At 59.4% G+C, this 21,857-nt stretch carries 19 protein-coding genes; 16 read left to right on the top strand and 3 right to left on the bottom strand.

Annotated features, from left to right (window positions below; translation table 11 throughout):
• Position 1 precedes the first annotated feature (1 nt).
• The 8 genes from tsaE to tsaD all read left to right on the top strand — a co-directional run bounded on the left by tsaE (position 2) and on the right by tsaD (position 8,869).
• Complete coding sequence (tsaE, locus tag HMPREF2975_RS07900; RefSeq protein WP_070726953.1) at positions 2-733, top strand: tRNA (adenosine(37)-N6)-threonylcarbamoyltransferase complex ATPase subunit type 1 TsaE; 732 nt, start codon at positions 2-4, stop codon at positions 731-733.
• Positions 726-1,421, top strand: a complete 696-nt coding sequence (gene tsaB, locus HMPREF2975_RS07895; protein ID WP_070726951.1) for a tRNA (adenosine(37)-N6)-threonylcarbamoyltransferase complex dimerization subunit type 1 TsaB — start codon at positions 726-728, stop codon at positions 1,419-1,421. The genes tsaE and tsaB overlap by 8 nt, the downstream gene beginning before the upstream one ends.
• Complete coding sequence (gene rimI / locus HMPREF2975_RS07890) at positions 1,422-1,955, top strand: ribosomal protein S18-alanine N-acetyltransferase (RefSeq protein WP_227469332.1); 534 nt, start codon at positions 1,422-1,424, stop codon at positions 1,953-1,955. It abuts the gene before it with no gap.
• 199 nt (positions 1,956-2,154) lie between these two features.
• Entirely contained in the window at positions 2,155-2,856 is a 702-nt protein-coding gene (locus HMPREF2975_RS07885; protein WP_070726949.1) for a succinate dehydrogenase cytochrome b subunit, read from the top strand.
• A gap of 21 nt (positions 2,857-2,877) precedes the next feature.
• Positions 2,878-4,857: a fumarate reductase/succinate dehydrogenase flavoprotein subunit gene (locus HMPREF2975_RS07880; RefSeq protein ID WP_070726947.1), complete on the top strand. Its 1,980-nt coding sequence runs from the start codon at positions 2,878-2,880 to the stop codon at positions 4,855-4,857.
• Positions 4,854-5,597 (top strand): succinate dehydrogenase/fumarate reductase iron-sulfur subunit, encoded by a 744-nt coding sequence (locus HMPREF2975_RS07875; protein ID WP_058237125.1) that lies wholly within the window; start codon positions 4,854-4,856, stop codon positions 5,595-5,597. The genes HMPREF2975_RS07880 and HMPREF2975_RS07875 overlap by 4 nt, the downstream gene beginning before the upstream one ends.
• 663 nt (positions 5,598-6,260) lie before the next feature.
• Complete coding sequence (locus HMPREF2975_RS07865; protein WP_193600019.1) at positions 6,261-7,679, top strand: D-alanyl-D-alanine carboxypeptidase family protein; 1,419 nt, start codon at positions 6,261-6,263, stop codon at positions 7,677-7,679.
• A 77-nt stretch (positions 7,680-7,756) separates the two neighbouring features.
• Positions 7,757-8,869, top strand: a complete 1,113-nt coding sequence (tsaD, locus tag HMPREF2975_RS07860) for a tRNA (adenosine(37)-N6)-threonylcarbamoyltransferase complex transferase subunit TsaD (RefSeq protein ID WP_227469331.1) — start codon at positions 7,757-7,759, stop codon at positions 8,867-8,869.
• Positions 8,870-8,929: 60 nt separating this feature from the next.
• Here tsaD and HMPREF2975_RS07855 read toward each other — a convergent pair whose 3' ends face one another.
• Positions 8,930-10,138, bottom strand: coding sequence for a glutamate--cysteine ligase (locus HMPREF2975_RS07855; RefSeq protein ID WP_070726989.1), 1,209 nt, complete (start codon positions 10,136-10,138; stop codon positions 8,930-8,932).
• A 667-nt stretch (positions 10,139-10,805) separates the two neighbouring features.
• Here HMPREF2975_RS07855 and HMPREF2975_RS07850 point away from each other — a divergent pair.
• Positions 10,806-12,062 (top strand): hypothetical protein, encoded by a 1,257-nt coding sequence (locus HMPREF2975_RS07850; RefSeq protein ID WP_070726941.1) that lies wholly within the window; start codon positions 10,806-10,808, stop codon positions 12,060-12,062.
• 44 nt (positions 12,063-12,106) lie between these two features.
• Here HMPREF2975_RS07850 and HMPREF2975_RS07845 read toward each other — a convergent pair whose 3' ends face one another.
• The gene (locus tag HMPREF2975_RS07845) at positions 12,107-13,420 is read right to left on the bottom strand and encodes a class I SAM-dependent methyltransferase (RefSeq protein WP_083314483.1); all 1,314 of its coding nucleotides are present in this window, start codon (positions 13,418-13,420) and stop codon (positions 12,107-12,109) included.
• Positions 13,421-14,105: 685 nt separating this feature from the next.
• On the opposite strand from HMPREF2975_RS07845, the gene groES reads away from it, so the two are divergent.
• Complete coding sequence (gene groES / locus HMPREF2975_RS07840; RefSeq protein ID WP_070726986.1) at positions 14,106-14,402, top strand: co-chaperone GroES; 297 nt, start codon at positions 14,106-14,108, stop codon at positions 14,400-14,402.
• A 183-nt stretch (positions 14,403-14,585) separates the two neighbouring features.
• Here the strand turns inward: groES and HMPREF2975_RS07835 are convergent, their stop codons facing one another.
• Positions 14,586-14,876, bottom strand: a complete 291-nt coding sequence (locus HMPREF2975_RS07835) for a WhiB family transcriptional regulator (protein ID WP_058237120.1) — start codon at positions 14,874-14,876, stop codon at positions 14,586-14,588.
• A 397-nt stretch (positions 14,877-15,273) separates the two neighbouring features.
• On the opposite strand from HMPREF2975_RS07835, the gene HMPREF2975_RS07830 reads away from it, so the two are divergent.
• The 6 genes from HMPREF2975_RS07830 to HMPREF2975_RS12805 all read left to right on the top strand — a co-directional run.
• Complete coding sequence (locus tag HMPREF2975_RS07830; protein ID WP_070726939.1) at positions 15,274-16,371, top strand: MerR family transcriptional regulator; 1,098 nt, start codon at positions 15,274-15,276, stop codon at positions 16,369-16,371.
• 109 nt (positions 16,372-16,480) lie between these two features.
• Positions 16,481-17,842, top strand: coding sequence for an AGE family epimerase/isomerase (locus HMPREF2975_RS07825; RefSeq protein ID WP_070726937.1), 1,362 nt, complete (start codon positions 16,481-16,483; stop codon positions 17,840-17,842).
• A gap of 234 nt (positions 17,843-18,076) precedes the next feature.
• On the top strand, positions 18,077-19,597 hold the full coding sequence (gene guaB / locus HMPREF2975_RS07820) for an IMP dehydrogenase (protein WP_058237847.1): 1,521 nt from the start codon (positions 18,077-18,079) through the stop codon (positions 19,595-19,597).
• Between the two features lie 277 nt (positions 19,598-19,874).
• On the top strand, positions 19,875-20,255 hold the full coding sequence (locus tag HMPREF2975_RS12995) for a cupin domain-containing protein (protein WP_058237118.1): 381 nt from the start codon (positions 19,875-19,877) through the stop codon (positions 20,253-20,255).
• A gap of 899 nt (positions 20,256-21,154) precedes the next feature.
• Positions 21,155-21,679 carry a DUF6318 family protein gene (locus HMPREF2975_RS07810; protein WP_070726935.1) on the top strand — a complete coding sequence of 175 codons (525 nt, stop codon included), beginning with the start codon at positions 21,155-21,157 and terminating at the stop codon, positions 21,677-21,679.
• Positions 21,676-21,857 (top strand): hypothetical protein (locus HMPREF2975_RS12805; RefSeq protein ID WP_227469330.1); only part of this gene is annotated, 182 nt, incomplete at its 3' end. The genes HMPREF2975_RS07810 and HMPREF2975_RS12805, both read left to right, overlap by 4 nt.

Raw genomic sequence — 21,857 nt, 5'->3', positions numbered from 1 at the left:
GATGACTCAGGTTCAGGAATCGACAATTCACGTCACCAGCGCCGACCATACGCGAGCCATTGGCAAAGCGTTGGCCAGCACACTGCGCGCAGGCGACATCATCATGCTCAGCGGCCCTTTGGGTGCGGGAAAAACCACGCTGACCCAGGGGATTGGGCAGGGACTGAATGTGCGTGGCCACGTCACGTCTCCGACATTTACCGTCAGCCGTATCCACCCGCCGTTGGACGAGGGCGGGCTCGCCCTCGTCCATGCTGATGCCTACCGCATCACCGACCTGGATGATCTGGAAACCGTAGACTTGGACTCCACTACGCAAGACACGGTCACGGTTATCGAGTGGGGCGAAGGCAAGACCGAGCAGTTGTCGGATGATCGGCTGGAAATCGTGATCGAACGCGCCGAAGGAACCGCTGCCGGCGGTGACGATGAGGGCACAGATGCTCACTTAGGTCGTCAAACAGATGCTCACTGCGGCTGTCAGGCTGATGAGGCACATATTCATGCCGGCCGTCAGGCTGATGAGGCAGATGTTCACGCCGATAGCCAGACGCATCACGATGTGATCGACCTGGAAGATATTGACAGTGGCGAACGCACGCTGACCTTCATTTTGCATGGAACCCGCTGGGCTGGCGTACTCGATGACCTGGATGAAAAGGCCCGGGCGCTCGCAGGACTGGACGCTCCCACCACTGACTTACACGACGAAGTAGGATCCCACCGTGACTGACCTTTGTATTGACACCTCCGGCGCTACCACCATCGCGCTTGTCCGCGAGGGTGAACCAACGCTGTATGCCTCCAATGACTCTGCTCGCCACCATGCCGAATCCATTGCGCCACTCATCCACCAGGTGCTAGCCGAAGCAGGTATCGAAGGGCCTTTAAACTCGGATGATATCGATGCCGTTATCGTGGGAACCGGTCCGGCACCCTTCACAGGTTTGCGAGCCGGCTTGGTCAGTGCACGCACCATTGCGCGCGCAGCCGGCATCCCTCTGTACGGTGTGTGCTCCCTGGACATGATTGCCCGAGCCGGCCTGGACCTTTTGCCACCAGATCAGCGTGTGATCGTGGCGACGGATGCTCGCCGTCATGAAATGTACTGGGCACAGTACGAGGCTCAAGGTCCGGACGATGTAGCCACCATCACCGAGCCGACCGTGGGGCCAGTGCGCACGTTGGCGAACGAACTGCAGGCCAGCGCCTCCATGCTGGTGACCACCGGAACACTTCCGTCTTTCGCTGAGGAAGCTCTTTCAGCCGTCCAGACAGTGCCTGTGACTCCCTTCGATGTGTCCGTGGCCAGCCGAATTGTCCGCTCCCGCCTCGAACGCGGCCTAGAGGACACACTGGACACGCAACCCCTGTACCTGCGCCGCCCCGACATTCACGGACAGCGTCCTGAACGCATGTAAATGGCCAATTCGCCTGACAGCGCGCCCGCGCACGACACCAGTGAGCAGGTCCCCCTCGTCAATTTTCGACCCATGGGCGAGGGCGACGCTGCCATCATGGAAACCCTCGAACGCGACATTTTTGCCGAAGACCCGTGGACCAGCACCATGATCGAACAGGAACTGCGTGCACCCGGACGGTTGTACCTGCTCGCTCAGGCTGGCGGATCTGAGAAGTCTGCGGCGGAACCCGTGGGATACGGCGGAGTGCGGATTGGTCCTGACGCCGACATCATGACGATCGGTGTGACCCGCGCGTGGCGTGGCCGAGGGATTGGGCGCGAACTGCTCAATCGGCTCATGGAGGGCGCCTGGTCGGCTGGTGCTGAACGAATTTTCCTGGAAGTACGTTCGTCGAACGTCGCTGCCCAGCGCCTTTATGAGAATGCAGGGTTCGATGCAATGGGACGAGTCCCTCGCTACTTCCATCACCCGCTCGAAGATGCCATCACGATGCGCGCCCTCGCCGCTAACCGGGACTTCCGTCATATTTGAAAGTTATGGGTTGCCTAATTGCGTGGTTCGCAGTGGGCGCCACACGGTCGCTGCTGTGGTGACATCGCGGAAACGGCCGGTAGCGCGAGCCGACGCAGGCGCGAAAATAAGCCAAAAACGTCCTCCTCAAGGTAGGAAGGGCGGAAAAACGGGCGGCGGTTTGGGCGTGATGGCCGTGTCAGGTCGATAGGCTAAAGCCATGGCCACGAAAACTGTTGTGACGAAGAAGCGACATGCGTGGACCACGTCAGTGTTCATGAAACAACTGATGGCGGTCTCCGGTCTGGTCTTCGTAATATTCTTGCTGTTCCACTCGTACGGCAACCTGAAAATGTTCCTCGGTCAAGAGGCGTACGATCACTACGCCCACTGGCTGAAGGGTGAAGCGTTCGTTCCAATCTTCCCTTACGGCGGATTTATCTGGGTATTCCGCGCTGCAATGATCCTTTTCCTGGTCATTCACGTTGTATCCGCCGCTCAGGTCTGGCTGCGTTCACGCCGAGCACGCCCCACACGCTACGTCGTCAAGAAAGACGCGGCAGTGGCGTATGCGGCACGCACCATGCGCGTAACGGCAGTCATCCTGCTGATCGGGATCGTCTTCCACCTCCTTCACTTCACGATGGGTGTGGTGCGCACCGGTTTTGCCATCGAGAACACTCCATATGAGCGAATGGTTGCCACCTTCCAGAATCCTTTGATGGTGCTGGTTTACCTCGTGTTCGTAGGCGTCGCCTGCCTTCACGTGTGCCACGGTTTCTGGTCCGCATTCCAGACTCTGGGCTGGGTTCGTTCAAATACCCGCAAAGCCATGGTGATTCTGTCAGGGCTCATTGGCGGCCTCATCTTTGTCATGTTCATGGCTCCTCCGGTTGCCATCGCGGTTGGCATGATCTCCTAGTAGGTAAGGCACAGATACAAAATGAGTGAGACATTAATAGCAGGCTTGTATCGCGAGGGCGACGCCATTGCCGACACGAAAGCGCCTCTGGACGTGCCGTTGTCACAATGCTGGGAGCAGCGAAAGTTCTCTGCAGCCCTCGTCAACCCTGCAAACCGACGCAAACTCCACGTCATCATCGTGGGAACCGGTCTGGCCGGCGGCGCCGCTGCCGCGTCGCTGGGCGAAATGGGCTACCACGTCGACGTGTTCTTCTATCAGGATTCCGCCCGTCGAGCACACTCCATCGCTGCTCAAGGCGGCATCAACGCGGCAAAGAACTACCGCAACGACAACGACTCGGTCTACAGGCTGTTCTACGACACAGTCAAGGGCGGCGACTACCGCGCTCGCGAGACCAACGTGTATCGACTGGCCGAAGTCAGCGCCAACATCATTGACCAGTGCGTCGCGCAGGGCGTGCCGTTCGCACGCGAATACGGCGGTCTTCTGGACAACCGCTCCTTCGGTGGTGTGCAGGTATCCCGTACGTTCTACGCACGTGGTCAGACAGGTCAGCAGCTGCTGATCGGTGCCTACCAGGCGCTGGAGCGTCAGGTTGCGGCAGGAACCGTCATCGAGCACTCACGTCATGAAATGGTCGAACTGATCGTCTCTGACGGCAAGGCTCGCGGCATCGTCGCTCGCGATATGACCACCGGCGAGCTGGAACCGTACGTGGCTGACGCAGTCGTGTTGGCGACCGGCGGATACGGCAACGTGTTCTTCCTGTCAACCAACGCAATGGGCTGCAACGCAACCGCTATCTGGCGTGCACACCGTAAGGGCGCATACTTCGCGAACCCGTGCTTCACGCAGATCCACCCGACCTGTATTCCTCAGCATGGCGATCAGCAATCCAAGCTGACCCTGATGAGTGAATCGCTACGTAACGACGGTCGCATCTGGGTGCCGAAGAAGAAGGAAGACTGCAAGAAGGACCCTCGCGAGATTCCGGAGGAAGATCGCGACTACTACCTCGAACGCATCTACCCCTCGTTCGGTAACCTCGTTCCCCGCGATATTGCGTCGCGCCAGGCGAAGAACATGTGCGACGAAGGTCGCGGTGTCGGACCTGAGATTCAAGGCGTGGCCCGTGGCGTGTACCTGGACTTCTCAGAAGCCATCGAGCGCATGGGACGCGAGGCCGTCAGCGCCAAGTACGGCAACCTGTTCGACATGTACGAGCGCATCACCGGTGACAACCCGTACGACGTTCCGATGCGTATTTACCCTGCAGTCCACTACACCATGGGCGGCCTGTGGGTTGACTACGACCTCGAGTCGAACCTCGATGGCCTGTACGTGGCAGGTGAAGCTAACTTCTCCGACCACGGTGCCAACCGACTGGGTGCATCGGCACTGATGCAGGGCCTGTCAGACGGCTACTTCGTTCTGCCTAACACCATCAACGACTACCTGGCGCACGCTTTCGGTTTGCCGAAGCTTGACAAGTCGAGCCCGGATGTTGTGGCAGCGATGAAGGAAGCACAGGACAAGATCGATCGCCTGATGGCAGTGGGAGGCAACCGCTCGGTGGACTCCTTCCACAAGGAACTTGGCCATATCATGTGGGAATACTGCGGCATGGAGCGTACCGAGAAAGGCCTGCGCAAGGCGATCGATATGATCCGTAAGTTGCGCCAGGACTTCTGGGCAAACGTGCGTGTGCCCGGACGGTCAGTCGGAGAACTCAACCAGTCCCTGGAGCGCGCCGGTCGCGTCGCTGACTTCATGGAGCTGGGCGAGCTCATGTGCGTGGATGCGTTGCACCGCGAGGAATCGTGTGGCGGCCACTTCCGCGCAGAGTCCCAGACACCCGAGGGCGAGGCACTTCGTCACGACGACAAGTTCCTGTACGTCGCCGCTTGGGAGTGGACCGGTGAGGGGCAGCCCCCAATCCTGCACAAGGAAGATCTGATCTACAACAACATCGAGCTGAAACAGCGGAGCTACAAGTGAACCTGACATTAAGAATCTGGCGCCAAAACGGGCCCGAGGACCCCGGTGCCATGCACGAGTACGAAGTCCGCGGAGTATCCGAGGAATCCTCATTCCTCGAAATGCTCGACATTCTCAACGAAGAACTCTTCGAACGCGGGGAAGAACCGATTGCATTTGACTCGGACTGCCGTGAAGGCATCTGCGGTCAGTGCGGCCTGGTCATCAACGGCATCGCTCACGGACCCGAGGTGACGACCACATGTCAGCTGCACATGCGTCACTTCAACGATGGCGACACCATCACCATCGAGCCGTGGCGTGCCAACGGTTTCCCGGTTATTCGCGACCTGGTCGTGAACCGTTCTGCTTTCGACCGCATCATCCAGGCTGGCGGCTACATTTCCGTCAACACGGGTGCTGCGCCGGATGCGCACGCCACGCCGATCCCGAAGCAGGATGCAGACAAGGCGTTCGAAGCTGCTGCCTGCATTGGCTGCGGTGCGTGTGTGGCTGCATGCCCGAATGCATCGGCCATGTTGTTCACCTCCGCGAAGGTCACGCACTTGAACCTGCTGCCGCAAGGTAAGCCGGAGAACCTCAAGCGCGTCAACGCGATGCTTAACCAGATGGACGCTGAAGGCTTTGGCGCTTGCACCAACATCGGCGAGTGCGCGGCTGTCTGCCCGAAGCAGATCCCGTTGGATGTGATCTCCACGCTGAACCGTCAGCTCGGAAAGGCACTGTTCAAGGGGTTGTAAACTTCGAGGACCTGTCACCCATGGGGCAGTAGCCCCGACAGGTGCCAGAGTCTTGCAGTTGGGGGCGGGAGCCAAGTGAAAACTTGGCTCCCGCCCTTCATGCTGCCGCCCTCGACCCTGTCACCTACGCTGACGCTGCTGTCTGTGCTTTCCCTTCTGTGCGCGCAAAGCCTGCGTGACCTCGGACCCAACTATGCTGCTGGGTCCAACCATGCTGCCGAACCCAACCCTGCTGCGTCAGTGCCGCACCCTCCCGTACCCCGAGGTTCGAATTCGGCGCGGTTTGAATCGGTGTGATGGAAGCAGGAAGCTTGTGACCTGCGCTTTTATCGTGATCAGCCTCGTCGAGTCGCCCTCGTCGATGTCGAATTCGAACCTGGGGGACTGGGACGGGACTGGGACGGGACTGGGGTGAGATGCGACTGGGTCGGGATGGGTACGAACGCTGGCATTTGTTCTGGACTGGCTCTAGAACAGGGGGACGTGTAATTGGGCTTGGGGCCCTAGGACTTGGACTGGGGCAGGGCTCGGGGCTTGTGTCTGGGGCTTGAGGCGCGGGTGGATGCGGTTCGTCACCGGGTGGTGTCGCGGCCGCAGGGAACACGCATAATACAATCGACGCATTGGCAGTGCCGGTGACGCATGCGAACGGAGGTGTTGGCGATGCCGATATTCCTATCAGCGGGCGGGCGCCAACACACACGCATCGGCAGGAAAGCGCGGCGCCCTTTACCTGATCCGCTTGCACTTCGCACCGATCCGAAGACCGCCGCCGGTACGACCAGCGCTGCCGACCCTGACGGTTCTTCCAGCATCACCAGCACAACAAGCGCGGACAGTGCCGAGGGAGGTGAGGAACTCCGAGGTAGCACAGACTCCGAGATGCCGGCCTCCTATCCGCCGCAACCTTGGGATGACCCGACCTGTGAACGGCCTGGTTCATTTCCCCTTCGGCCTGTCTCACCTAAAGAAAGCGATTCGACCGGCAGTGACAGTGCGTACGCGGATCACAAACGCTTCCCGGCGCACACTTCCCATTCGGCAGGTGCAACCATCGCAACGGTGACGACACGCGTGGGAATTTGCCTGCTGGCCAGCATCCTTGTCGCGGTAGCGTTGGCATGGGACAGTCCCACCATCAGTGCGCTGCGTGCACAGGTGGAAAACACGCCAGCAGCCGCGAGCCAGTCGGCCAGTGACGATAACGTCGAGCCGGCGCGAGCAGTCGACGTGACAGCCAACCAGTCGCAATCGGCTGAAAACATGCCCATCGCGCACGACCCGTTCGACCACCCTGCAGTGGCTACAACTGCTGCGAGCTGGCAGGTGATGGATGCCCAAACCGGCGACCTGATCGCGGCCGAACAGATTGATCGCGCCGTCAGTGCTGCCAGTACTCAGAAGCTCTTCACCGTTGAATACGCCGTGAGTAGGCTCTCCCTCGACGATGTTCTCAGTGTCGATGAGGAAACACTTTTGATGCCGCCCGACAACTCCTCACTCGCTGGAATCATGCCGGGCGAGTACACGTTGCGCGAACTGCTCACGGGGTTGCTGCTGCCCTCAGGCAATGACGCGGCATATGCAATAGCCGTGGGAACCGGCCGCGACCTGCTCAATAATGAACAGGCTGCGCCACAGGACGCCCTCGCTGCCTACGTCGAGGGGCTGGCGCAATTCCTAGCGGACCACGGCTACAACGATACGCACATCTCCGAGCCCTCAGGTCTGAACACCGTTGACCGATCGACTGTGCGGGACGTTTCGCGCGTGGTGACCGCACTCATGACCAAACAGTGGTTCCGCGATATTGTCGCAATGCCCGCAGCGTCAGTTCAGACCTCCACGGGCGAGTATCAATGGAAAAACACGAACTACTTCCTGGACCCCGACAAGCCGCAGTACGATCCGCATGTGTACGGAGTCAAAACCGGCTCAATCCCGGACCTGTTCAACATCGTCACCGCCTATCGAGCAGATAGTTCCGACGAGTATCTTCTTTTCGTCTACGGGTCAGCCACGGATGAGGACCGATACGCGGATACGAGGCTGCTCATTGACACTTTCATCACCGACAAATAGTGCTTCGTCGGCCACCCTCGTCGCTGTTGAGGTGTGCAAAATCGTCATCAGGGCGCGCAGGGGCTACAATCGCGTCTGTGACTGGCGAATCTGAACCCCTCATTCTTGGAATCGAATCGACATGCGACGAAACCGGTGTGGCACTGGTACGCGGAACTGAGCTGCTGATCGACCGCACCGCCACATCGATGGACGAATACGCTCGGTACGGCGGAATCATCCCCGAAATTGCGTCACGCGCACACCTGGAATCTTTCATTCCGACCCTCGACAGTGCATTGCACGAGGGAGGCGCCTCGCTATCCGATGTAGATGCCATTGCCGTCAGTGCAGGTCCAGGACTGGTTGGCTCTCTGACAGTGGGAATCTGCGCGGCAAAATCGCTGGCATTGGCACTCGATAAGCCACTGTACGGAGTCAACCATGTCATCGGGCATATGGCGGTAGACGGGCTGGCTGAAGGTCCCCTTCCGGAGCGCTTTATCGGTCTTGTTGTCTCGGGCGGACACTCCAACATCCTGCTCGTCGAGAACTGGGTCGATGGCGTGCGTGAACTCGGAGGCACACTGGACGACGCTGCAGGTGAGGCTTTTGACAAGGTTGGCCGTCTGCTCGGGCTGCCCTACCCTGGAGGGCCGCACGTGGATCGCCTGTCTCAGCAAGGAGACCGCGACGCCATTCGTTTCCCACGAGGCCTCCACGCCGTTAAAGACAAGGACCGTTACCGCTACGACTTCAGTTTCTCAGGGTTGAAGACCGCAGTCGCCCGATACGTCGAGGGAGAGAAGGCTCGCGGCGCTGAGCTTCGGGCAGAAGATATCTGTGCCGGCTTTTCCGAAGCGGTCAATGACTCGCTGACCGCCAAAACGGTGAGGGCATGCCTCGACACGGGATGCGACACCATTGTGATCGGCGGAGGTTTCTCAGCCAACTCGCGGCTTCGCCAGCTGATCCAGGAGCGCGCCGAGGGCGCAGGACTGACTGTGCGTATGCCTCCCATGCGTTTTTGCACTGACAACGGGGCGCAGATCGCGGCACTGGGAGCTCGTCTCGTTGCCGGTGGTGCGGCGCCATCGGACTGGGACTTTTCACCGGATTCTGCTATGCCGTTGACTCAGACGTGGATGGCGCCGACAAACGCCGACATGGCAGTGGTCTCCGAGTACGAATGTTGTTCACCTAACCGGTGATGCGAGGCAGAAGGTCGCCCTCGGCAATGCTGACAGCAGCACGCCGAGAGGCGAAAAACACTACTTCTTGGAGTCTCGGTCCGTGCTCGGAGCACCCTTGGAGCGGGTGTTGAGGAACTCGAGCGGGTTAAGCGGGCGGCCGGCACGCATCTCGGCGAGCAGCAGCTCGGTGACCGCTTCGCGAGAGTTGTGCCGTGCATTCTCAGCGACGATGCGTTGACGCTGGTAGGACGCTCCGAGTTTGAGGATCTTCTCAATACTTGCCAACTCGTCAGCGCATTTGAGGTCTTTCGCCACAGGCTCCAGATCGTTCAGCATACGAACGACCGTGTCGGTGACCAATTCCTCGTTGCCATGCGCATCCAAAATGAGGATCGCTTCCATCCCGTAACGCGCTGAACGCCACTTGTTCTCAGCGACAAACCACTCCGGCATAGGCTCGATCTGCTCCCCGGCGTCGAGTTTGCGTGAATACCATTCGACCAAGCAGTGTGTCAGTGCTGCAAGGGCTGCGACCTCCGTCGCGTTGGTGGCGGCATCGAAGACGCGGTTCTCCACGGTGCCGAGCTTGGGGGAGGGGCGCACGTCCCAGCGCACCTCATCAAAACCATCGATGATGCCGGTGCGAATCATGTCTGCGGCGTACTTTTCCAGCTGGTCCCACTGTTCGAACTGTTGAGGGATGCCGGCCGTGGGAAGTTGCTGGAAAACCATCGCGCGGTTCGAGGCGTACCCGGTGTCGCGTCCTGACCAGAAGGGCGAGGATGCTGCGAGTGACTGCATATGTCCCAGGCGCGAGGCGAGGGCTGATTGAAGCGGGAGCACTTTGTCTCGCGACTCGACGCCGACGTGGACGTGGATGCCGTACAGGAGCATCTGACGACCCCAGTACTGTGTGCGTTCAACCAGCTCTGCGTAGCGCTCTGAGTCAGTGACGCGCTGGAAGGCTGGAGAGGCGAACGGGTGGGTTCCGGCGCTGCCGAGCTCGATGCGCAGGCGGTCCGTGACCGGTCGAAGAAGCTCGATCGTCTCGGTGATGTCGCGCATGCATTCACCGACCGTGTGCCGGGCTCCGGATGTGATCTCGATGGTGTTGAGCAGCATCTCGCGTTGAATGTGGGGGTGAAGTTTGCCGTCGACCTGAGCTTCGGGCGCGTCCAGAATGGCGTTGGCAGCCTGGCGCAGATCGTTGGAATCCTTGTCAATGAGCTGGAGTTCCCATTCAACGCCGATGGTGGATCGTTCGGACGAGGAGAACGTGAGGTGCATGTTCTCGGCCTTTCGGTGGATGAAACGCGTGGGCGGGTGGTGGCTGGTGCGGCTGGTTTTGGTTGAAGGGATGTCCGTGCGCACCGGCTGTTGTGCTCGCGCTCATGCGAATTAGTAACTGGATCATTGTCCCAGTCTGAAAGGCTGCGCGCACGACAACTCGGCGAATTTCGTCAATCGCGATCGGGCGCGTGGGTGGGGTCGATGTTGAGCAGCTGGCTGCTTGGCGCGGTTGCGGCAACTGCATTCAGGCAGGGGTTGCTCGCGTTCGGCGATTCCTCGATCCGTTGATACTACGCTTGTTTCTTCTTGCGCCACCTTCCTCCCCATCCCCGAGGTTCGAATTCGACGGGATTTTCGAGGTGAACGAAGAGGGTGGATGGCTGTGACCTGCGGTTTCGTCCGGAAATACCTGAGAATGCGTGAATAACTGCATCGAATTCGAACCTCGGGGATGAAGTGAAGAGGTCAGTAGGGCAGGAGTGGCAGTTGAAAGACGGCAGTGCGCCCGCTTGTCCACAGGTCTGCCTCGTCGATGGTCGGATTCCACAGATGCTTGCGACCGCTGAACATCCGTGCCCGTACTCTTGCATACTGGCTCAATCGACGAGGGGGGAGCGGGCAACGCGGCGGCCTCAGAATGGGCGAATGTGAAAGGAAGGGCTCGATGGAGTCAGTCAACGGCGGCCACGGTCCACCAACGCTGCGGTGGGTTGCACGGCACATGGCCAAGACGTCGAGACGGCAGCGCCCGAAGCAGGTAGCGGCAGAAACTGGGCGCTTACTGATTCAGATCGTGCGCGGAATTTACCTGTCGACCGCCGTTTTCGATGGCATTGCAGAGCCGTGGAAAATACGGCGAATCATTGAGCTGTCGCGGATCATTGCAGCTGCCATGACCTACCGAGATGCAGTCGTGATTGGAGAATCGGCTGCATTGGTGCACGGCTTGTATACATATGAACTCAGCGGCGATGTCCATCTGCTGGTGCCCACACGACCTGGAAAAGCTGTTCCGACCATGCGAACGATTCGATTGGAATCGTGCAGGACCCAGGGTGGGGTGATCTACTGGTGGGAGCAGCGCAGTGGCGAATCGGTGACAGCGTCGCTGGCACGCGAAGGTTCGCAGCGGCAGACGGTCCATGTGAAAATGGCGCGGATCCGACGACACTCTTCGCGGTCCTTCATGAGCGAAAGACCGCGTCAGCTGGACCTTCAGATGGGGCGTGCGCTGCCAAGCGGCCACCGTCGCTCGCCTCGGTGCGTGATTTTGCGGTGCACATCGGTGAGCGCAACAGCCCTGACGGCAGCTCTCACGGCGCCTCTGCCGTGCGCATTCGCGATGATGTGCGGTGCGCTGAATCGGACGTCGGGGTTCAAGCGGAGCGTCGAGCACCGTTCGCGCAAGCAGGAAGGCCGTGTGCGTGAGACGTGGCTACGAGCGATTCGACAGCTTCCGAAAGGGTTTCGCCGCAGACGCTGGGCCGAGTGGATATGCAGGCATAGTGATGCCGGATGCGAATCAACTGGTGAAGCGGCCCTTATGTGGGTGTTGAAATCTGGCGGCTGTACGGGTCTGACCACCCAAGTGCGCTCACCTGCCGATCGACTCGGCGGATGCTTCTACATTGACGTGGCACTCGAAAAAGCCAAAGTCGCCATTGAGTTCGACGGCTATGCCAAGTACGGAGACAACCGCTTTGAAGTATCAGATTCCTATGCTCAGCAAATGCGGCGCCAGCACATCCTCGAAAAACGAGGGTGGATCGTCGTGCGTGTGACCTGGTCGGATCTCTTCCACCCCGACCATGTAATCGGCAAAGTATGGGCCGCTGTGGAGCAACGGTCTCGGCTATACGAGACAGTGAAACGAGGTGGACGCCCCAGGCGTCAGGTGAGCAATGACGCGGTCAGAGCCTAGAGGAATGACGCGGTCAGAACCTAAAGGAATGACGCGGTCAGAACCTAATGAGAAGTGCGGTTTCCTGCATGATCGAGTCGACGGGTGAGGATTGCACGGTGAGTGTCGCCAAGCCGTGTTGCGAAAACGGTCATCTCACCGCCATCCGAGTCGGAAGAAAGCGCCGAGGCTAAAGCGCGCTGCATTGCTCCGGTATCGATTGAAGCACCGCGCTTCTTGATTTCAACCGAGCTGGGGTCGAATTCGCGAAGCGCCTTCTTGATGGCTTTCATGCGCAGAGGAACCACCGAGCACACCTCAAACCGTGTCCACCATTCGGCAGCGGGTAGCGAGTCTGCGGTGAGGTAAGCAATCGAACCGGAAATGAGGTGTGCACCGAATTGCTCGGCCAACGTGGCGATTCCTCCGGACCGGATCACTGCAGGATCGGGCTCAGTGAGCATCGAGCCAAGGACACCGACAGGTGCCTGCGCAACGCGTGCAGCGCAGTTTCCGCGGGCTCCCTCGTCAATCAGCGTCGAAAACACTGTGCCGGAAGCAGCGCTCCGCATGACACAAGCGGAGCGGCCCGCTGGCAGCCCCATAGCGGGGGAGTAGAGCAGTGCTTCGACCAGTTCCCCGTCGACGCTGGTCCACTGCGCATGCCAGGTTGGCGGCAGCGTGGCATGCTCGATTCCCGGAGCAACTTTGATGGCGACACGACCGATTGTCTTGGCCCAGGAAATCGCCTGTGACAAGGGCGGAGACCACTGTTCCGGATCGTAAATGCGTTGCGAACCGCGTGCAGCGCCGGTCCTCCTGGAGGGGTCAACGAAGAGAGCATCCACGCCGTCTGCGCGCAGTGTGTCGATATCGAGCGCCGTCACGTCAGCAACCCGCACGCGTGCAGTGGGGTAACTCGAGAGATTGGCGGTTGCCACGGCTGCGGTCGTTGCGTCCAGTTCGACGGCTTCAACTCCTAATCCCGCTTGGGCGAAGGCTCGCGAATCCGAACCGATCCCGCACCCAAGGTCCGCCACTGCATGCGCCCCTGCCTGTACAAATGCCGCCGCGTGGCGTTCGGCAATGACACCGCGCGTGGCCTGTTCGAGCCCGTCACGAGTAAAAAACATATCGGCTGCTGCTTCACCGAATTTCGCTTTGCCCTGGATTCGTAGGCTCGTCAAAGTCAGTGCCGCTGAGATCAGATCCGGCGCGTATCCTCGGGATCGAAGCTTGGCATTGAGCGTGTTGAGGTGCGGCTGAGCGGTGCGGACGGTGAGGCCTTCAGGTAAGAAACCTGTGATCTCGGAGAGGAGTTTCTTGCCGTCCCCGCTGATCAACTCGCCGAAAACTTGCGATGCATCCGAATAAACCACGCTCCTATCCTGACATGTATAAAGGGCAGAACGAGTGCCGCCCTCGCTGGCGTGGCTCACCAATGCTGGAGCGCGAGACGTTGGTGCCTGTGCGAATGTGCGCTGAGGAGTAAATGTCACTGGCAAATGCGACGAGATACGTGTCTTCCTGGGCTCTGACGTGCCAACTTATGCCGTATTAGGTTGGGTGTAGCGCACTCGCGAATACCCTCAGCTCTTCATCCCCGACGCCCGATCCCGAGGTTCGATCTCAACGACACACCCTGTGGCCCGACGTCCCCCTTAAGTCCCGAGGTTCGATTTCGGTGATCTACGAGGGGGACGTTGCTTCGTGACAAGTCTCTGACCAGCGGATTTATTAAGCCGTGTGCCTGTTGTGCCGATGAAACAGTGCCGAGTTCGAACCTGGGGAACAGGGGGGGAGGAGGGATGGCAAGAGCTGGTCGGTGTGGAGGCAATCCACTGAGATCTGCGCGCCCCAGGCCACGCGCTAGGCCATGGGACACGGTATTTTGGCACTCGGATTGTCAGAGTGCCAACTGAGCTTTAAAATAGATGCATACGTGAAGTTCGGATCCCTATCCAGCTTCGCGCAACAATGAATGTCTCCAGACCCTGGCCCCCGCGACGGCAGGCGTGAGGAGGCGACCATGAACCTGTTCGAATGAGAAAGGGAGTCAACGAAGTGTCGATCTCCATTAGGCCGCTCGAGGATCGTATCGTGATCCGTCAGCTCGAAGCGGAACGTACCACCGCTTCCGGTCTGGTTATTCCTGATACCGCCAAGGAAAAGCCGCAGGAAGGCGAAGTGATCGCCGTGGGTCCGGGCCGCATTGACGACAACGGCAACCGTGTTCCGATGGACGTGAAGGTTGGCGACTCGGTTATCTACAGCCGCTATGGTGGCACCGAGGTCAAGTACGACGGTGAGGAATACCAGATCCTGTCTGCTCGTGACGTGCTGGCAATTGTCGAGCACTGAGCCAACTGACAAGTAAGTGGTGGGGTTCTGCAGCTGAGCTGCAGGACCCCACCACTGTTTTAAAGCATGTATCAGATTGACCTGTAAGGCGTGTGTCTAAGCGGGACTTTTAGGTAGGCACCGACCTTATCTAGGAGATAGGCAGCCGATTTCCTCCAAGAGACCGGCATGCCAGCGACCTGATCAGGACACGCGGCGACGTTTACGCTGGACGATCTCGCGACGTTCCTCTTCGGTCATGCCACCCCAAATACCATAGGGTTCCTGAGAAGCAAGTGCGTGCTGTCGGCACTGCTCGATGACGGGACAGGTAGCGCACACTGCTTTCGCGTTTGCTGCGCGACGCCGCCTGGCAGCACCACGCTCACCTTCGGGATGGAAGAACATCTCGGTGTCCATGTCTCGGCACGCACCGTCGTACTGCCATTCCCACACGTCCATCATTGGGCCTGGTAGGCGTGACACATCGGTCATTAGAGCTCCTCACTGACTTTTAGCGCATAGGTTCTCAGGGGAAACGGAAGAGTGTTTCTGAGTCCGCTGATGCGGCTTTGATGAAAGGCAATAGCGTCGGGTCCGAGCGAAGTGTTCGGATCTTGAGCTGTTCCCGTTATCGCCACGAGTTAAGACTATATTTTTGTGCAGCTCTTATTCAAGACCGTCTGGAAAATTCCATGCGAATTCCCAGCTGTTCACGCTAAGAGCTGAACGATCCGAGGGGCCCGCGCCTATTCGTAGCCATTCGTTGAATAGAAATTGCGTAAGTAGTGAATAAGTTTCCGGTGGCAGGAAGCTGAGGAAGGGGCGAGAATCAGAGCTGAGGGCCGAGGCGAAGTGCGCTGAGCGCCTCGAGAACCAAAGGAGAGGGGCCGTGAGCATCGAGAACGGTGGCGAATTTGACTTCTCACACGCCCCACTGGCAACACCCACACTGCCACTGTCAACGAGCCAGCCACCCGAAATAGGCCCCGTCCCGCTCACCGTGACAGCTGTTGCCGAACGTCTGGGAATCTCCCCGTCGACGGTACGAACATGGGAACGCCGCTACGGAATGGGCCCACACCGACGCGCAGGTGCTCACCGTCGCTATTTTGCAGATGACATCATGCGGCTGACCCGAATGGTCGAGCTGGTCCGCTCAGGAGTGGCTCCATCTGACGCAGCGGCAACGGTGCGTGAGCTTTCAGCCCGAGACCTGGCAGCGGCGGCGCCCGCGGCGCCACCCTCGTCCCCTGACCAGCTCCTTGATGCCGTGCAACGAGATGATTTCGCGGAGGTTGCCCGGCTGGTCGAAGCGTCAGTGGCGACGCACGGACTGATCCACACCTACACTGACTTCGTCGAACCAGTCACCGAAACGCTTCGTAACGACCCGGCCGGCGAAACCCCCGGCGGCGCATCCTCACTGATGTTGACAGCGATCGTGCTGCGCGTGCTACGAGCCCTCGCTCCGCATGCTGGCAAAGTCTGCCACAGTGACGAGGGCGGCCCACGTGACCGTGATGGGAAGACTCACATGCACGACGCCGCGAATGATGCTGTAGCACGCGATCATGACTCCGCCCGATCCGCCGGCATGACCGCGCAGAGCGCCTGGTGCCATCACCGTCTGGTCATTATGGCTGATCCTGCGAACTTCATTGCCGCGCATATGGTTGGGGTGGATGTGCAATGGAGAGGCGTGCCAACCTCTATTTTGCTCACCGGATTGTCGGACGCAGCCAGCGCCGTACGGCAATTTGAGAGGCATCGGCGCGAACTGGGCTGCTCTGTCGTGATCGTCATGGGCAAAGGATCAGGGGCGCAGGAGCTAATAGAGCAGCTCACGCGCATAGACGATCTGCATATCGTGCTGGTGGGAGAACGCGCCCCCCACATTGTTGATGCGCGCATTCAGCGCGTGCGCACACTGAGCGCATGCGTCGACGAGACGGTGGCTTTGATGCGCGAATTGTGCCGCACGCCATGAGCTCGACGGCCGACCGTATTAGGCTGTCATGTAGCTATGGCCGAGGGCGGTGAACGCCCGCATCGTCATAACCGATAGTCAACCGCACCCGACTCGAAGAAGAACCGCAATGGAAATGCCCTGGTCCAACACCGATCTCATGGTCGGTTTCGATGAAGAATTTGACGCGATTGTCGACTTTGCACGCGCGAGCCGCGTAGATGGCGGATTCGGCTATCTGGATGCGGACGGAGTTGTTGACCCGACCCGGCCGATTGAACTGTGGATCACGTGCCGGATGACACACGTGTTCGCCATGGCCGCGCTCAAAGGTGATGACAGTGCGCGCGAATTTGTCGAGCACGGTGTCGCGTCGTTGCTTGGCCCCCTGCACGATGATGAGCATGGCGGCTGGTACTCAGCGATCACGCCTGACACACACGAAGTTGCCCTCGACAAGAAAGAAGCTTATGCGCACGCTTTCGTCGTTTTGGCGGCAACCTCCGCGCTGGCAGCGGGGATCCCGCAGGCTAACGAACTTTTGGATGAGGCGCTGCGGGTCGAAGAGCGTTACTGGTGGGAACCGGAATTTGGCCGCGTATGCGAATCGTGGGACCTGGCGTTCACTCGAAAAGAGGACTACCGCGGCATCAACGCCAATATGCATACCACCGAGTGCTTCCTGTCTGCTTGGGATGCGACAGGGGATCGCAAGTGGCTTGACCGCGCACGCGGAATCATCCGCTTCGTCTACGACCAGGCTTCCCAGCACGAGTGGCGAATCCCGGAGCACTTCTCAGCGAACTGGCGCATTATCCCGGATTACAACCGTGATGAGCCGGCCCACCCCTTCCGGCCCTTTGGCGTGACGCCTGGTCACGGCCTAGAGTGGGCTCGCCTGTTTGTCCAGGCGCATGCTGCACTGGCGCAGGAGGGCGAACCAGGCGACGACATCGCGTGGATGACCGAGGGAGCAGTACGCCTGTTTGAGCGCGCCGTGGCTGATGGATGGGACGTAGACGGCGCTCCCGGCTTCGTCTACACCACCGATTTCGAGGGTACGCCGGTTGTGCGTGAGCGCATGCACTGGGTGATGTGCGAAGCGATTTCCGCTGCTGTCGCGATTGCCCCCTTCTTGTCCGAGCATCCAGCCGGCAAGTCGCATGCTGGTAACGACAAGGGTGGTGCGCGCAGTGAAAATGATTTACGAGGTGAGGGTGACCTGCGCGATGAGTCGGCTCCGACGATTACCACGCGCAGCCTTCAGGAACTGTATGCGCAGTGGGTGGCGTACGTGGATGAATACCTGCGAGAAGCTCCCGGCCGCTGGTATCACGAGCTGACACCGGACAATGCTCCCGGAACACGCACATGGCCCGGGAAGCCGGATGCATATCACGTGGCTCAGATGCTGATTTTTGCGCGTCTGCCTCTCACACCGACGTTCGCTTCGGCTATCAAGGATGGGTTGCTCGCACCGCTGGATCGCTGATTGTTCTGCGGTGGAGACGCGCAACGGCTCCCTCGTCTGTGCTGCTGACCTGGCGGCGCGACCGGCCACCCTCGTACCTGTGCGCCTGCTCTGCGCACGCCCGAGCTGATCCCGGGGAGCTGCGACGTGTGCACAGAGCAGCCCCGGCTGACCCGCACACGCACGCGCTGATCCGTGACCATTTTCATTGTCATCGAGGGCGATTCGTCGTCCCGATTTGCCTACACTTTGGATATGGCAGACTTTAACGCACATAACCCGTTCGAACTCGTTGGTCTTACATACGACGATGTCCTGCTTCTTCCCGAACTGACAAATGTTGTCCCATCCTCTGTGACAACCCGAGCGCAGCTCACGAAGAGGATCTCCCTCCATATTCCGTTGATCTCGGCCGCGATGGATACCGTCACCGAAGCGCGCATGGCGATCGCGATGGCTCGGCAAGGCGGCATCGGCATCCTGCATCGCAACCTGACGATCGAGGATCAAGTCTCGCAAGTGCGGCAAGTCAAGCGCTCGGAATCGGGCATGGTGGAAGACCCCGTGACAGTGGGGCCCGACGCCACGATTGACGAGCTCGACAAGAAGTGCGGCCATTACCGCGTGTCCGGTCTGCCGGTTGTGGATGACGACAATGTTGTGGTCGGCATTATCACCAACCGTGACCTGCGTTTTGTGCCGATGGATCAGTGGTCGACGTTGACAGTACGCGACTGCATGACACCGCGTGAGCGCCTCATCACCGGCAAGGTTGGAATCTCGCGTGAGGACGCCAAGCAGCTGCTGGCTGATCATCGAATCGAGAAGCTTCCGCTCGTTGACGACGAAGGCCACCTGACCGGCTTGATCACGGTGAAAGACTTCGTCAAGACCGAGCAGTACCCGAATGCGACGAAGGACGATCGTGGCCGGCTGGTTGTGGGCGCTGCGATTGGTTTCTGGGGCGACGCGTGGGATCGTGCGGTGGCTCTGGCTGAAGCCGGTGTTGATGTGCTGGTTGTCGACACCGCCAACGGTGGAGCCGAACTCGAACTTGAGATGGTGCGCCGTATCAAGTCAGACTCTCGTTTCGACGGCGTGGATGTGATCGGCGGAAACGTTGCGACCACCGAAGGAGCTCAGGCTCTGATTGACGCAGGTGTGGACGCTGTCAAGGTGGGCGTAGGCCCCGGTTCGATCTGCACTACCCGTGTGGTGGCAGGCGTGGGCGTTCCTCAGGTCACCGCGATCCACCTCGCTGCACAGGCCTGCCGCCCAGCTGGAGTTCCGCTCATTGCTGATGGCGGTCTTCAGTACTCAGGCGATATCGGTAAGGCGCTGGTAGCGGGAGCTGACACGGTCATGCTTGGTTCCCTGCTTGCCGGTTGCGAGGAGTCGCCCGGTGAGCTGGTCTTCACAAACGGTAAGCAGTACAAGCGTTACCGCGGCATGGGCTCTCTTGGAGCAATGAGTTCGCGCGGCAAACGTTCCTACTCGAAGGACCGCTACTTCCAGGCCGATGTGACATCTGATGATCAGATTGTGCCCGAAGGCATTGAGGGACAGGTGCCGTACACCGGTTCGCTCGCCGCGGTCGTCTACCAGCTGATCGGTGGCCTGCACCAAACCATGTTCTACCTGGGTGCTCATACGTTGGACGACTTGAAGCAGAACGGACGTTTCGTGCGTATCACCTCCGCCGGCCTGCGTGAATCTCACCCGCACGACGTGGAAATGACCACTGAGGCGCCGAACTATCACGGAGCCGGCAAGTAGTTTTACCTGGTCGCGCACCGACGCAGCTATTGCGTACCGTGCTGCGTTGCGCGCGTGAAGGGGTGCCTGTCCGCGCACCGACGCGACAGTGCCTGGGCCACCCTCGTCCATTCGTCATGAGATGAGCGACGAGGGTGGCTCTCGCTTGTCTATATCGTACGTGCTCATGGGCAGCGCTGGCTGATATCTGGTCGTAGAAGGGCGGGCGGCTGTAAGCTCGGTATAACGTCCTATGAGAGGCGTTTTTCCGCGTAGAGATCAGCCAAAGGAGCTCATGATGACCACGCACGACACCTTCGTTCTTCGACGTAATGCTGATATGCAGCGCGAGGCGCGCGAACACATGCGGGACGGCGCAGGCACGGTGCACCTGACTCACATTTTGAAGCCTGAGGAGATGTTTGGGCGTGGCCGGATGTTCTCCGAGATCACGCTGCAGCCGGGTGAGTCGATCGGAGTGCATGATCATCAGGGTGAGTCCGAGTTCTACTACATTCTGGCCGGGCGTGGGACGTATGCAGTTGATGATGAGACGTTTGAGGTCGCGGCCGGCGATCTGACTGTTGTGCCTGACCATCATCGACATGGCATCGAGAACACCGGTGATGAGCCGCTTGTGTTCATTGCGCTGATCCTTTTCACCGACGACCACGAGTAAGGCGCGCGGGGGAAATACAAAGGCCGGGTTAGACCGGCGCGGTGCAGGCCGGAAAAGGCCGGCACGGGATAGACACAGGGCGGGCTAGGCGGACATGGGAAGGACACAGGCGCGACAATACCTGCACGGGAAAGGCGCGGGCCGAACAATAGCTGCACGGCCGGATATCTCATGCGCATCCCCTTTTTCTTTTCGTCCCCGAGGTTCGATTTGGCGTGGTGGTGGGTTCGTTGTGAGGCTGTGGGTGCTACGTGCCGTTAGGTGGGCGAGCCTGTGACCTGCAGGAATGGTTGCTCAGTGAGGTCGTCTTGAGCCCTTTGCGCTGTGGGTGTGTGTCGAGTTCGAACCTGGGGGAACATGCCCGGGACCTCGTGTGATTGTCGAGGGTAGACAGGGGTCGTGCTTTGCGGGGATGGCTCAAGCTTGCGCTTTCTTGTGGGCTGAAGGGTTTCGTGTGGGGGTGCGCGTGCGCATACAGCGTCTTCCCACATTGTGGGAAATCTTCTTCCCGTTCCCGCTCCCGCTCCCTTTCCCCGTCTGTCGATCTGAAGGACAGGTCGCCGGCAATCGCACCCACGGGCGAGGCATTTGCACTGGTCAGGAGTAACCTCACGGAAGATAGAGGTGTGATGGGCCGAGCTAGAGGCATCCAGATCGACAGGTGGGTGCAAAAAGAGTTTGATCCACAATTATGAATTGGGTCTGTACGGGCAGCAGTACTGTTCCGTAGTGTGGTGCACATGACACGACGATCACGACGCTCCACGCTCCTGGTTCCAGTATTGGCTGGCTTGCTCACTCTGGCTGCATGCAGCCACGGGGAAGGTAGCAACCAGAGTGGCAGCGCTCAAAGCCCTCAATCCAACAGCGGGTCACACGAAGCGGCGCAAAGCATACCCATGTCCGGTGAGTACCCGATTTTACCCAACGGGAAGCTGGGCAGGCCCGTGGACTGGGTGGAACCACACGAACCACAACTACCCAGCGCTGCCACCAACATGGACGCGTTCGGGGCACGCTACTTCGCCGAGTACTACCTCAACCTCCTCGCATACTCCATCAACACCGGCAACACCACCACCCTCAAAAAAGTCAGCAGCCCCGAATGCAAAGTCTGCCAATCATACATCGACCTAATTGGAACGATTTACGAAGACGGGGGATGGGTTGACGGCAAGAACTATACAATCACGCGGATTGACGAACCGATTCCACACCCACAGACTAAAGGGCTCTACTTCGTTAAAATTTACGCAAAGAACGCTCCCTACGTCGAATATCGTGAGAGAGAACTGTACCCGGCGCAGGAAAATCAGAGGATCATCGAACTAGAAGTACTAGAGCAGGAAAATAGATTTGTGATTAAGAGCTTTTACGCGAAAGATGGTGCCGCAAGTGATGAAAGCGGGGAAGCACAATCGTGAAAAATCTGATTCTTATTTTTCCGGCTCTTACGCTTCCGCTGTCCTATCTGCTGGCATCCCTCCCTACGGAAGATTCCCCACGTGTCGACGAGATAGTGAGGAGCGACGTGGCTGGCAGTGTGACTGTTGAATCTTCGTTTACTGAGGTGGTGTCGGTGCCTGGTGTGGAGGGTGCTGG

The sequence above is a fragment of the Actinomyces sp. HMSC065F12 genome, assembly GCF_001814535.1.
GTDB classification, from domain to species: Bacteria; Actinomycetota; Actinomycetes; order Actinomycetales; family Actinomycetaceae; genus Pauljensenia; species Pauljensenia radingae_A.
This window is presented reverse-complemented; position numbering and strand designations above follow the sequence as displayed.